Below are 14,784 nucleotides of genomic sequence, written 5' to 3'. Positions count from 1 at the left end.
CCGCGTTTTTTTGCGCCACACGATGTGGGGTATTCCGAAACTATTGGGATGTATACGTTTCGGTAAGTATAACTGGCCCATTGAACAGACTTTAGAGAAATAGCCATGAAAATATTATTGACCTTTTTATGCAGTATTTTATGTGTTAATGCATTGGCTGCAAATACCGATGAACGACCAAATATCATTTTTTTATTGGCCGATGATTTTCGCTGGGATTCTTTTGGTTATATGAATAAATTTGGTTTAACAACGCCAAATTTAGATCGTCTTGCAAAACAGAGTGTTAATTTTAGCAAAAGTTACAATACCACCGCGATATGCCAAGGCAGCCGTGCTAATTATGTTAGTGGTTTATATGAATTCTCTACAGGTACCAATTTTGCTCATGGCGGCATGGATTATAGTACTTGGAAAAACTCTTACCCAGCGCAGTTAAAAGCCAACGGATATTATACCGGCTTTATTGGCAAGTTCGGATTTCATGTAAGCTCCCCTGATGGCAAAAAAGGTAGTGCCGATACCGTACGACCAGATTTTGATTATTGGGCGGCATGGATGGGCCAGGGGAAATATGAAATAACTGCAAACCCAGAAGCCAGCGCATGGTTTGAACGCTTTGCTGGAAAAAAAGAGCACACGACCCATGCCCTTGGTTTAATGGGGGCCGACTTTATAAAGCAAGGCGTTAAGTCTAAAAAACCGTTTAATTTGTCGGTCAGTTTTAAAGCTCCGCACGGGCCTTACACGGTTGATCCTAGATACCAAAAAATTTATGCAGGTAAAACATTCCCTAAGCCTGAAAACTACGGTGTAGATAAAAATGCACCTAAGCAAGCGCTCTCAGGTCGCCCTGCCTCAAAAGGGCAAAAATGGATGAAAAACCATGATAAAGCCATGGCTAATTATCATGGTTTAGTTTACGGCTTAGACCAAGCGGTAGGGCGAATTATCGATACTCTTGAAGAACAAGGCGTAGCCGATAATACCGTAATAATTTTTGCAGCTGACAACGGTTTTTTTAATGGTAGTAAAGGCTTGTCAGGTAAGCTTTATGCCTATGAAGAAGGTACGCGCTCACCCACTATGATTTACCATCCCAAGCGATACAAGAGCCAATTTGAAACCAGTAGGGTACTTAGTGGCAATATTGATATCGCGCCAACCATTTTAGATCTTGCCAATATTAAAGCACCAGCCACTATGCAGGGTAAATCTATATTACCCGTATTAGCGCTAAAACCGGAACAACAGCAGCTCGACATGTTGCATGATTCGGTATTGCTTATGCATGTGTGGGGCGAAAAAACAGCTCAATCGCTTGCAGTGGTAACGCCTGAACATAAGTACATCCATTGGTTTTATGGTGGTCTTAATGGTTTTGAACGCTCAGAAGAATTGTTTGCTTTGACTAAAGACCCTTATGAACAAACCAATTTGGCTCATTCTAAAGAGCAACAACCTACGTTGTTAAAAATGCAGCAACACTACGATAATTATCTGCAAATGTGGCAACAGCAAGGCGTGAAAGATAGAGGCTACCCTAAATATGTACGACTTGCTGATCGAAATATTCCTTTTGAACAAAACAGTACTAGTGATATTACGAGTATGAGTGCTGGCTCTAATTCAAAAGGTGGCGCCGTTAAAAAAGATAAAAAGAATAAGAAAATTAAAAATAGTAAAAAGGCTAAGACTGAATAAAGCTGTATCCGTCTAACCTTTCAAAATAATAATAAATGTTTAAGCCGCAGCTGTTAGTAACGCAGCTAGTATGGGAATGTGAATGAAAAAGTGTTGAATGGATATGGCTGTACTAAATTGGCCTACGATCTCACTGACTCAAGTTTCTTCTGCTAACAAAGTTGTCTGACAAACTGCGAGCAATAAACAACTAGCAAACAATTGATGCTGAAAGCGTCGCTGAACGGCGCCACGATGGTTTTGATGCCTCTATCACGCCATTAGTAAAAACACTCAATTATTTAAAGTAATCAACAGAAAAAGAATTATATTATGAAAGCAAAAGTATCATTAATGGCATTAACCCTGAGCAGCTTGTTATCGGCTTGCGGTGGTGGTGGCGGTTCCAGCAGTGACGCAGATAACATTGACAGCAATACACCTGTGAGTATTTCATTTTCGATTGTTGGTATCAGTGATACTGAGCACAATGAAAATTCGATTTTTACCAGTGCAAGCCCTGCGCTAAGCGGAGACACTCCAGTAGGCACCTTGACTTGGGGCCTAAGCGGTAATGATGCTTCACTTTTTAGTTTCAATGCCAGCAACGGTGCCTTCACCTTGCCTGCGATGGATTTTGAACAACCAAGCGACAGTAATGGTGATAATATTTACCAAGTTGTCTTAACGGCTACTGATGCAAGCGATAATTCGGCAACTAAACCAGTAAATATTACGGTTAAAGATGTTTCTGAAAGTCTACCTGAACCCGCTCCAGAGCCAGTTCCTGAACAATGTACCTTTAAGCCTACCGACGTCGCTAATGATGCTCTCTATGTGGCAACCAATGGCGATGATAGTAATAGTGGCTCAGTTGCCGAACCTTTTGCTAGCATTACCGGCGCATTATATTCTTTGGCAGTGAACAATGTGGTCAACGCACCGGGTAAAACAATTTATGTGCGCCAAGGTGAATACCACGAAGAAATCAGCAACATTGAAATTAACGGAACTGACTCAGAATACTTAACCATTCAAGCCTATCCGTGTGAGTCGGTCACACTTAGTGGTGCGATAGCGGTTAATGACATTAAAGTTGGTGATTGGCAACAATTTCATGGTGATATCTACAAGGTAGAAATCGACAGACCTATCTGGAAACTGTTCATTGACGATGAAATACAAATGTTAGCCCGTTGGCCCAATGCTAATTTTTCCATGCCAGCAAATGTAAATTTATCATCGGTTTATTCCGCGTCTGTTTGGGCGGAAGGTGAGCAAGACTCTGGTAGCAAAGGTACCGGTGAAACAAATCGCGGCAGTAAAAAAGATGGCATCATGACTAATGATACATCTGGCGCTGATGAACTGGTGACTTATCATAACTTAGCAACCGCAAAAGATTATAAAGGCGATTTACTCGATGTTAGTGGCGCTATTGTGGTTGCCAATACCGCGAGCTTTTATACTTATTCTCGTATGGTCAAAGCATTTAATGATATGGATGCCAGCTTTACTGCATACAATACCTATACAGGTGCCTTACATGATTACGAAAATAAAAACGTTGCTCATGTTCCTGGCAGCAATGTGTTCACTTATGAGCCAAGCTTACAAGCCTACAAGGCAAAAAAGCTAAGTTACTTTTTAGAAGCGAAGCTTGAATTATTGGATCAACCAGGCGAATGGCATTATCAACAAGAAAACAATAATCATTTTGTCTATTTGTGGCACCCCAATGGCGGTTTACCAGAGAGCAACGTCAAGCTTCGTGACTTGAGTTACAGCTTTGATCTTAAAAATAGTAATTTTGTAAAAATATCTGGTTTTGATTTCCTTGCCAGTGCGATTCGCTGTAACCCCTGTAATGACATTACGGTTAGTGACAATAGTTTTAAATATAGCGCCGCCGATCGTCGTGTTTTAAAGGTATATGGTAATAAAGACACCGGTTATGGACGTAATCAATATATCGAGCTTTATTCGGCGACAAACAAGCGTACCAATAGTGGCATTGTGTTCAAAAACAACACCGTAACTGATTCCGGCGTACAAGCTTTAATTGTTTCTGGTGGACAGGCAATTGTCAGCAATAATTTATTCGAACGCCTCGATTGGTCTAGTGCTGATACTATTGGTCCGCATGCGACTGTAATGATAAAGGATATGGCTGCACAAAAAGTCGAGTTTAGCTATAACACTATGGATGTTATTGGCAATTCAACCATGTTTGTCCCAGAAGGAGGTAGTTTACATGCTACCTATAACGACATGGGCACAGGCGGCTTTGCGCAAAATGATGGCGCCAGCTTTCAATTACGCAAAGCTCAACAAGCCGCAGTGAATATGGCTTATAATTGGGCTCATGATTCTGAAAAGTACGGAATTCGTTTTGATGCGCCGTTTAACACCACAAATGAAACCTCAGGTGGGCAATGGGGCATGATCCATCATAACGTAGTATGGAATGCTAAAGGCATCATGGTTAAAGGTGACGATCATCGCGTATATCATAACACTAGCTGGAACAATGATGACGTTGATTTGCGTATGCTTATTGATCCAAACCCTTATTATCGTCATGAACGTTCAATTGCGGCTAACAATGCTAGCGACTCTATCTCATCTGAGCGTGACAGTATTACTGATATCTCAGGTTTATACCTTGGTCAGAAAGCTGATGGTAGTCCATTAAAAGCAAGTCGAGAAAACTATAATGGTGTAGTCATTGATAGTGTAGCTATCGATCTATCAGAGCGATTGGAAACACAACTAAACGATATCCATAATCGTGATTTCAGACCAAAGCGTGGTGGTGAACTGCATGATGCCGGTAATGTAATCGACAGTCCAAACAGTTTTACTAATTATCCTGGTTCAGCACAAATTCCACAGTACCAAGAAACTACAATGCAAGGCGCAGCACTTGATTTAGGCGCATACGAACTTGATTCGCCCTATTATTGGATTCCAGGCTATCGCAGTTCACGTGCCAGCTTTCCAATACCGCGTGATGCGTATCGTGATGAACTGGCTCTTAATGTACCACCAAACGTAACTTTGATGTGGCGAGAAGCATATCGAAGTGGAGTGCACATGGTGTATCTAACAACGGATGTTAGTGCATTGAATAGTCTAGCTGCGGGGGATAAGGACAATAACTTATATAAGGGCAGCTTCATTGCTGACCAAGCAAATATTTATCAGTCTAAAACTCAGTTAACTCCTGGCGTAACGTACTATTGGCGTGTTGACGCGAATGTTAACGATATATGGGTAAAAGGCGCTGTGTGGAAATTTACCGTTAAATAAATTATTAACTAAAGAGTGGCGCAAATAGGCATTACTATAGCGCCACAGGTACCATTACTGCAATCATCAGTCCAATTCTATCTCACACAAGCATTGAGGGCGGCTTGAATTTTACTGGCCCCTCAATTGACTTATAACTCAAAGTTTAATACTTCTTTCATAGATCAGAGGAAATGGCAATAAAACATCATTTTAGTACTTTCTGTGTTTTGTCTTTAATAAATTTTATTCATCTGCCTGTTTTCCTTGTTATATCAAGGGGTATAGCAAGGTAAAGGATTTGTTTAGGTTTTTTGTCAATTGTAAAGATTTTGTAAAGACTTGTTGAGGGTGTTTATTATAAAATAAAATCATGCTCTTATGGTTCTAATATCTTAAGCGTTAGATTAGGTCATGTTTTATTAGCTGACAACTGCAAATATGGCCATATGTGGATTTACCAGAACTATGATACGTAAAATTTTAACTATAACAGCAATCACTTGTTTTGCTCTGCCAGCTTGTTTAGCCGAAGAGCAAAAACAACCAAACGTTATTTTATTGATGGCGGATGATTTAGGTTATGGTGATACTGGATTTAACGGCAATAGTATTATTAAAACTCCAAGCTTAGACAAAATGGCAATTGACGGGGCGGTGATGACAAATTTTCACGCTGCAGCACCTGTTTGTTCGCCAACAAGGGGTAGTGTACTAACTGGTAGACATCCTTACCGGTATGGTATTTTTAGCGCCAATATCGGCCATCTACCAAAAGACGAAATTACCTTAGCTGAATTATTAAAAAGTGCTGGTTATGCAACTGGCCATTTTGGCAAATGGCATCTTGGTACATTAAGCAAAGAATTTTCTGCCAAAGGTAAAAAACGTAAGATCGTTGAAAACTACTCGCCACCAGCTTTTCATGGTTATGACGAAAGTTTTGTTACTGAATCAGCTGTAGCAACTTGGGACCCATCTATAGGTAGTCGAGCCGAAAATAATCCGTTTTGGCATAATGGTGTCGCATTATCACCTGAAGATCCAAGTTTAAAGGGCGGTGCTTCACGCGTGGTTATGGATCGCGCGCTTGACTTTATTGACAACAGCGTGAAAAACAACAAACCATTTTTCACCGTTATTTGGTTTCATGCCCCGCATGCGCCGGTTATTGCTGGCCCTGACTATTTAGCGCTATATCCAGAACATGGCAATGCAGCTCATTATTATGGGGCGGTAACAGAAATGGATGAACAAATCGGTCGTTTACGTGATCTTCTCGCTAAACTTGACGTCACTGACAACACGTTTATTAGTTTTACCAGTGATAATGGTCCAGAAGGAAAAACTGTAAAAGGAAGACATGCAGGAATTTCAGGTGAATTGCGCGGTCGTAAACGCTCATTGTATGAAGGCGGTGTGCGAGTGCCTACTGTCATGCTTTACCCTAACCATATCAAGTCAGGCCAACGCTTGGATAATGCTTCTTCTACCTTAGATTATTTACCAACAATATTGGCTATCACCAAACAAACTGCACCACAAGATAGGCCGCTTGATGGCCGTAACTTATTGGCCGAGTTAACCGATAAAAAGGCAGAGTCAGCTGAAATACCTTTTTACCATAAAGGCAAGTTAGGCCTGATCAAAGACGGTTACAAACTCCTTATAAACAGTAAGTCCTTTGAACAAGCTGAGCTTTACCATTTAACTAATGATGTAAAAGAGCAATCAGACCTTGCCGCTACCAAGCCTGAGCTTGTTCAGCAAATGACATCAATTTTAAAACAGTTTCAACAATCATTTCGTGTCAGCCACCAAGGTGGTGACTACTCAAATAACAGTAGTTATCAGCCCGTAGATGTATGGCCGGAGGACAAAGCAAAAACTGTGAACGTTAAAAAGAACAAGAAAGACAAAAAAAGTAAGAAAGAAAGTAAAAAAAAAATTAGTACCGAATAGATCATGTAAGGACAAACGATTTGCGAAGGTTGCAACGGGAATTTTGTCTGAATGTATAAAATTATATAAATAAATCAATAATAATCGAGGTTTTTGTTATGCTGACTAAGCCACTAACAAAACAAGAAGAATTATCAAGATAACTAAGGTTAGGAGAGCAAATAATGAAATCTTTTAAAGTCGCTAAGTTGACCAAAGCATGTCACATAGCATTACTTGGTACATCATCGATGTTAATGCTGAGCAATGCCGCTTTTGCCGCAGAAGAAATTAACGCTAACGACGCTGCCAGCGAAGAAGTTGAAGTAATTGAGGTGACGGGCTTTAGAGCTTCTGAGCAACAATCGCGCGATATTAAAAAAGAAGCGGTTGGTGTGGTTGATGCAATTATTGCTGAAGATATCGGTAAAATGCCTGACGATAACGTCGCTGAAGCACTACAACGTGTGACCGGTATTTCAATCACGCGCGCTAACGGCGAAGGCTCACAAGTGAGTGTGCGAGGTATGGCACCTAACCTAAATAGAATAGTCGTTAATGGTAAAACCCTAACCTCTGCTGGTGATGACCAGGCGGTTGGTTTAGAAGCGTTTTCTTCTGGCTTACTAGAACGGGTAGAAGTATTTAAAACCCCAGGTGCAAGCATGGTTGAAGGCTCTTTAGGAGCAACTATTAGCTTGAAAACACGTAGAGCACTTGATGCTAAAAAACGCAAAATAGTGGTTAGTGCTAATGCCGGTTACTCGGATTTATCTGAAGAAGTCGACCCTAAATTACAACTTAATTATATCGATCAATTTTTTGACAATAAGTTTGGTTTTGCCGGTAATCTAAACTATGAAAAACGTCGAAATCGTCAAGACGGTATGGAAGTATTTGGTTATATTATGCCAACTTCAGTTACCGGCGGTAAAAAAGGTGCTCCTGGTACTATTACCGATCCAGAAGAAGGGGTGATTCGTTCTTTACCTGAAGGACATCCAGATAGATTTTTTAATGGCGAAGATTTAGGGCCATTTGGTGCAGCCCGTCCGAATAACTTTAACTTTCGTCAATACCAACAAGAACGTGAGCGCATAGGTGGCTCAGCCAGCTTTGAATATCGTCCTAATGATTCTACTGAATTTGTGTTTGATATAGGTGCTTCAACATATGACGTAGAACAAGACCGTTATCAATTTTCGTTAGGGCCTAATTATATTAACCCAGATACGATGATTTTAAATGATAACAATACAGTTGTTTACGGTGATGGTTATTTAACCGATGAAAATGGAATTCCAAATCCTGATGATATGGGCAACATGGTAAGTAACAATGCCTGGTCGACTAAAGAAGAAACAAACTATATTGTTGGTTTAGACGCTTCCAAAAATTTTGATAGGTTATCAATCTCAGGCTCCATTGGCTACTCGTATACAGAATTAGAAACGCCGGAGTCATTCCGCCTTTCTTTCAATACTAGCCATGCAGGTGTACGTACCCCTTATAGTTTCGACTCAAGGTTAGGGGATATGCCATCGATATTATTTGGTGAGGAAGACGCTCATTTGGAACCTTCACGTTATACCATACAAGCTGTGACATCATCGACAGATATGACTGAAGATGATGAAATATCCGCTAAGTTTGATTTAGATTACGACCTAGACTTTCACTGGATTCAAACGCTTGAATTTGGTGTTAGGGCAACAAAACGCAATAAGGACCGAATTTCGGACGCGCCGCGCTTTACTTCTAGTGCCGAAGGCGTTAATCAGTACAATTGGAATATGACCTTAGCTGATGATGGTGTTCAAGGAGATTTCCCGGTCAATGATTTTTATGATGGTGTTTCAGGAAATACTATTCATAGTTGGCCTATAGCCAATTTAGATGCCTCGTTAGCCGGCTTTGGCATAACGAAAGAAGAGCTACAAAATAGTGAATTGTCAGATCCTAATAAACTTAATGGCTATAACATAGAAGAACAGACCCAAGCAGCCTACATCATGGCAAACTTTGAAAATGACTCAGGTTCATTAGTTGGTAATGTGGGCGTGCGCTTTGTTCACACTGACACTACAAGTACTGGTGGTGTAAAAGAAGGTGATGAAATAGTTATTACCGACTTTGAAAACGATTATGACAATGTATTACCGTCATTAAATTTACGCTACTCGTTCACTGACGAAACCATTTTAAGGTTTGCTGCAGGTCGTGTTATGGCACGTCCATCATTTGGTGAAATTGCGCCAAGATTAAGCATTTCTTCCTCAGATGCGACAGGTAAAATAAAAGGTGGTAATCCTTACTTAGACCCGTACCTTTCTGATCAAGTAGATCTTAGCTTAGAGTATTATATGGGTGACTCGGGTATGGTTTCTCTAGGCTTATTCTATAAGGACATTGAAGATTATATCCTAAAAACAACTGTTGTTTCCCCATATTATGACAGTAGTGGCGAATGTTATTTAGGCGGTGATGGTTCAGATGTTGATGAAGATGGTTGTAAACTATTTGAAATAACACGTCCTATCAATGGTCCATCGTCAGAAGTGGTTGGTGCAGAGGTAAATGTTTATCGTGATTTAGATTTTTTACCGAGTTTTTGGTCTAACTTCTCTATTAAGTTTAATTATACCTACAACGATAGTACGGCTGAAATAGTTGACCCGAATACAGGTGAAGTGGTTGAGGGGACTGAGTTTCCTTTAGAGGGATTATCAGAACATACCACTAATGCAACCTTGGCATATGAAACCCATGATTTTGGTATTCGCTTGTCGCATAACTATCGTTCGGAGTATTTAAATTCGGCGTTTGGTTCGCAAAACAACGCCCAATATGTTGATGATTATCAACAGTTTGATTTGTCAGGGTCGTATAAGATTAATGACAGCATTAAAGTTGTAATAAAAGCCGTCAACATAACTGATGAAGAAAAAACTGCCTACTTTGACCAGTTACCATATTGGGAACAAATTGGTTCAACAGAACGTTTAAAATACTACAACACTAATGGTCGCAGATACTCAATTGGTGTAACAGCCAGCTTCTAAATGAAATGCGATTAATCTAACCCTTTCTGTTTAAACCAAGCCTCCTCGTTCATGCGAGGAGGAAGGTTTTACCTCAAGCGAATTAATATGAAAAATTTCCTATCCAAAATAGTACTAACACTTTTACTGTTACCTTTTACTCTAGCGGCTAAACAACCGAATATTGTTTTTATTTTATCTGATGATGCTGGCTTTGAAGAATTTGGTGTTTATAAGGTGAAAAAAGGCATTGCTTCAAATACGCCGAATATTGATGCTCTAGCCGAACGTGGCGTGGTGTTTAAACAAGCCTGGACTCAAGCCATTTGTGGTCCTTCGCGTTCTATGGTGTTAAGTGGCAATTATGCAGTGCATAACGGCGCTTATGACAACAAAATTTACTACCTTAAAAACCCTGAAGATTATAAGCGTAAAGACCGATTACCGTCGTTTACGAAAGTATTAAAAGACGCTGGCTATGCCGTTGCCGTTGCAGGTAAATGGCATAACCCCGCAGGTTTTGACATCCTTACAAACAGCAAAGATCTTGGCGTTGATAGTTATACTGTTTGGAATGCTGACCCAAAACCGTTTGAAGAAATATTAGGTAAAAAATTAGTGCCGGATAGTACCTGGGAAGCATCTGCGATAACCGGTGCACCAAAAATTTCTCGTTACTGGAAACCGGGTATTATCGAAAATGGTAAAGTGCTAACAACAACGATGAAAGATTATGGCCCGGATATTTTTTCCGATGCCATTGTCGACTTTATCGATGAACAAGCAAAAGCGAAGAAACCATTTTTAGCCTATTACACTATGGTTCTACCGCATGGTGCGCACACGCCGACACCTGATGATGTTGCTAAGGGGGCTGTTGCGTCGAATAAAACTGTACCAAAAGGTACAGAGCAAGGAGCAAAAAACTTTTTATCGCAAATGAATTACGCAGATAAATTGGTAGGAAAAATCGTCAATAAAATAGAACAGCTTGGTATTACTGAAGATACCTACATTGTTTATGCCTCAGATAATGGCACAACGTCTTCGGCTAAAGGTAAAGCGGTTGAATACGGCGTGCATGTGCCATTTGTGGTAGCCGGCGCTGACGTTAAACAACGTGGCATGACCGATGAACTCATGGATTTTACCGATGTGTTACCAACATTTGCTGAACTTGCTGACACAAAAATTCCCGGCCATTTTAATGTTGATGGCCAAAGTATGGCGGCGTTTTTAAAGGGCAAGAGTGATAGTACTAAAGACGTTATTTATTCTTTTCCAGGCCCTGGCAGTTTAGTTCGTACTAAAGATTATTTACTTGAAGCGGTCGCGCCTATTTATGGCCAGCCAGAAGGTCGATTATATAAAACCAACGGCAGCTATGATGGCAGAGGTTATGAAAACATTACCCACAATATTGAATACGCCAACATTAAAAAGAAAATGCTGGCACATTTGGTGGCGATGGAAAACCCTTTGCCAACCAGTTTTGATGATCCTATCTGGGTAAATTCGAAGAAGATGATCAAGGGCAAAAAGTTCTTTGATAACAAGAAAAGAGCGAAGAAGCATTTAGAGCTTCCTAAAGATTATAAGTTTTACGATGAAAGCTTTTAAGGCTCATTCGGTATATTAAGAATACATAGCTTATGAACAAATTCTTTACTTTACTAACGTTGCTTGTATTAACAATGCAAGCAACCACCGTTTCAGCTAAAAAAGTCGATTTGCCCAATATTATTGTCATTATGTCTGATGACCATGCCACCAATGCGATATCGGCTTATGGCGGTCGCTTAAATAGTGTATTTGCTACGCCCAATATTGATAAACTGGCAAAAAATGGTGTTCGACTCGATGGCTTATATGCCAGTAATTCTATTTGTACGCCAAGCAGAGCTACAATTTTAACCGGCCAATATTCTCACTTAAATGGCGTGAAAACATTAGGTGGTAAAATTAGTGAAGATACACCTACACTGCCTTACGAAATGCAAAGCTTAGGTTATCAAACCGCCGTAATTGGTAAATGGCACATTAAAACCGAGCCTTTTGGATTTGACTACTACAATGTATTACCTGGGCAAGGTAAGTATTATGATCCAAAATTTAAAGAAAAAGGCACGCCTTGGGTTGAAGCTAAAGGTGGTGGCAAAACTATTAAAGGCTATGTTACCGACATTACTACCGATTTAAGCCTAGCTTGGCTTAATAAGCGTGATAAAAACAAGCCATTTATGCTGATGATTAATAACAAGGCACCACATGGTCCTTGGGAGACAGCGAAACGACACCAAGAACAATTTTCAGGTGTTAAAATTCCAGAGCCGAAAAGTTTACTTGAACGTGGCAACCACGGCCCTGGTAAAGAGGTAGTTGTTAATGGTGTTGCCGGAGCGCAGTTTGGTTCATCGCTTTCCAGGCGCTATAACGCTAGAAGCTATACCCGTAAAAACCTTCATAAGAAAAAGTTTACTAAAGTTACTAACGGCGATGGCAGCGTCAGTAAAGTGCTTAAGCCTTTGCCTACGCTTGCAGGTGATGAATTGCTCAAAGAAACCAAACTCGCATATCAAATGTATTTAAAGGATTACTTAAGTACGGTCAGCGCAGTTGATGAAAATGTTGGCCGGGTGCTTGATTATGTTAAGCAGCACAAGCTTAGTGAAAATACCATCATAGTGTATACATCAGATCAAGGTATGATGCTTGGCGAACATGACTATGTCGATAAGCGCTGGATTTACGAAGAGTCTAGCCGTATGCCATTTATTGTCAGTTATCCTGGTGTCATAAAGCAAGGTGGGGTAATCGACAAACTGTATACCAACGCCGATATTGCACCTACATTGTTAGAGTTTGCCGGTAAACAGACGCCTAAATACATGCAAGGGCAAAGCTTTGCAAAAGGACTACGCGAACCAGAGCAAGCTGATGGACACGACGCCATATACTATCGTTACTGGTTGCATATGGCTCATCACCATAACCCTGCACATTATGGCATTCGCACGAAAGAGTTTAAGTTGGTGTTCTTTTATGGCTTACCAAGTAAAGAAAAGGGCGGTAATAAGGCAACGCCTCCTTACTGGGAGATGTATGACATGAAAAATGACCCGTTAGAAATGAACAATATTTATCATGATAAAAAATACCACGCAAAACGTGAGCAATTAAAAACACAATTACTGGCACTCAAAGATGAGCTTGGCGACTCTGATGAAAACAACCCTCACTTGATGGCGGTACGTGAACAGTACTGGCACGACGAGTAAATTTATTGCCTTTTAGGAACAAACAATGATGTTACGAGCGTTAATATTTATTTTAACAAGCCTGATGAGCTCGTTAGTGTTTGCGGTCAAACCTAACATAGTATTTATTTTTGCTGATGACATGAGCTACAAAACAGCTGGGTTTATGGGACATGAAGTAGTTAAAACTCCGAACTTGGATAAACTTGCCAATGATGGGGTGATATTTGAACGTGCCTATAACATGGGGGCATGGACAGGCGCGGTATGCTTATCTTCGCGCACTATGCTTAATTCTGGCTTGTCATTGTGGCGAGCGCACGATGTTGATAAAGCGTTTAGCAATAATAAAAATAAGAAAAAAACAGCAACTCCCACTAAAAGTGAAGTGTTTAATTCTAAGCAGAAAGCAGTTAACGATAGCTTTTGGGCTACTCGCATGAGCGACGCTGGTTATGATACATACTTCAGTGGTAAATGGCATGTTAAGTCGCCAACACATGCAAGTTTTGTTAAGCAGGGCACGGTTAGACCGGGTATGCCAAAACAAACTGAGCAGCGTTACCAAAGAACATTTGAGCAAAAATCTGATAGTTGGAGTCCATACGATAAAACCATGGGCGGTTTTTGGGCAGGTGGCCAACATTGGAGCGAAGGCTTAGCCGATGAAGCGATAAACTATTTAAACAGCAAAAAAACTTCTCAGCAACCGTTCTTTATGTATGTTGCCTTTAACGCACCACATGACCCAAGGCAAGCTCCTAAAGAGTTTGTTGATATGTATCCGTTAAAGGATATTAACCTGCCGGAAAGTTATCAAACACTTCATCCGTCTATGGCAGAAATGAGCTTACTATCGTCTAAAAATCAAAAGATAAAAGTATTACGAGATGAAAAATTAGGACCATTGCCAAGAACCAAGTATTCTACTTTAGTAAACCGTCAAGAATACTACGCATCAATCAGCCATTTAGACAGTCAAATTGGCCGTATTCTGGCGCAACTAAAAGCCAACAAACAAATGGATAATACCGTCATCATCTTTACTGCCGATCATGGTTTAGCCATTGGTGAACATGGCCTATTAGGTAAGCAAAATTTGTACGAGCACAGTATGCGCGCACCGTTTTTCATCCACGGTAAAGGAGTGCCTAAAGGCCTGCGCAGAGATGCCGCAATTTACCTGCAAGATGCTATGGCTACATCCCTTAATATCGCTGGTGCAAATACTAAAGACGTTGAGTTTAAAAGTGTTTTACCACTGATAGATAATAATAAAGCCATTAGTTATGAGCGAGTTTATGGCGCTTACTTAAATTCTCAAAGAGCAATTATTGTAAATAACTATAAACTAGTGCTGTATCCGAAAGCTAAGTCTATTGAACTGTACGATTTAGCGGCGGATCCAAATGAGTTGCATAATCTGGCTAAACAAGCGAGGATGTCTGCCTTGATAAAAAGGCTATTTAAAGCGCTTCGCCATGAGCAAGAAATGCTAGCAGACAAACTAGATCTGGCGCCAATTTATCCAGAGTTGTTGTAAATAACAGCGACTAAAATGAGCGAGACGA

The 14,784-nt window shown here is 40.4% G+C and carries 7 protein-coding genes; all 7 read left to right on the top strand.

Going from position 1 to position 14,784, the window contains the following annotated elements; translation table 11 throughout:
• Positions 1–105 precede the first annotated feature (105 nt).
• The 7 genes from RI844_RS09910 to RI844_RS09880 all read left to right on the top strand — a co-directional run bounded on the left by RI844_RS09910 (position 106) and on the right by RI844_RS09880 (position 14,756).
• Positions 106–1,704 (top strand): sulfatase-like hydrolase/transferase, encoded by a 1,599-nt coding sequence (locus RI844_RS09910; RefSeq protein WP_348398289.1) that lies wholly within the window; start codon positions 106–108, stop codon positions 1,702–1,704.
• Between the two features lie 312 nt (positions 1,705–2,016).
• A complete protein-coding gene (locus tag RI844_RS09905) occupies positions 2,017–4,995 on the top strand; it encodes a cadherin repeat domain-containing protein (RefSeq protein ID WP_348398288.1) in 2,979 nt (992 codons plus the stop codon).
• Positions 4,996–5,442: 447 nt separating this feature from the next.
• Positions 5,443–6,936 (top strand): sulfatase family protein, encoded by a 1,494-nt coding sequence (locus tag RI844_RS09900; protein ID WP_348398287.1) that lies wholly within the window; start codon positions 5,443–5,445, stop codon positions 6,934–6,936.
• A 164-nt stretch (positions 6,937–7,100) separates the two neighbouring features.
• Positions 7,101–9,977: a TonB-dependent receptor gene (locus tag RI844_RS09895; RefSeq protein ID WP_348398286.1), complete on the top strand. Its 2,877-nt coding sequence runs from the start codon at positions 7,101–7,103 to the stop codon at positions 9,975–9,977.
• Positions 9,978–10,064: 87 nt separating this feature from the next.
• Entirely contained in the window at positions 10,065–11,576 is a 1,512-nt protein-coding gene (locus RI844_RS09890) for a sulfatase-like hydrolase/transferase (RefSeq protein WP_348398285.1), read from the top strand.
• A 32-nt stretch (positions 11,577–11,608) separates the two neighbouring features.
• Positions 11,609–13,234 (top strand): sulfatase family protein, encoded by a 1,626-nt coding sequence (locus tag RI844_RS09885; protein ID WP_348398284.1) that lies wholly within the window; start codon positions 11,609–11,611, stop codon positions 13,232–13,234.
• Positions 13,235–13,259: 25 nt separating this feature from the next.
• Positions 13,260–14,756, top strand: a complete 1,497-nt coding sequence (locus RI844_RS09880) for a sulfatase-like hydrolase/transferase (protein ID WP_348398283.1) — start codon at positions 13,260–13,262, stop codon at positions 14,754–14,756.
• Positions 14,757–14,784: the final 28 nt, after the last annotated feature.

This window comes from Thalassotalea fonticola (genome assembly GCF_032911225.1).
GTDB classification, from domain to species: Bacteria; Pseudomonadota; Gammaproteobacteria; order Enterobacterales; family Alteromonadaceae; genus Thalassotalea_A; species Thalassotalea_A fonticola.
The sequence above is the reverse complement of the archived record's forward strand: the minus strand, read 5'-3'. Positions and strand labels throughout refer to the sequence as shown.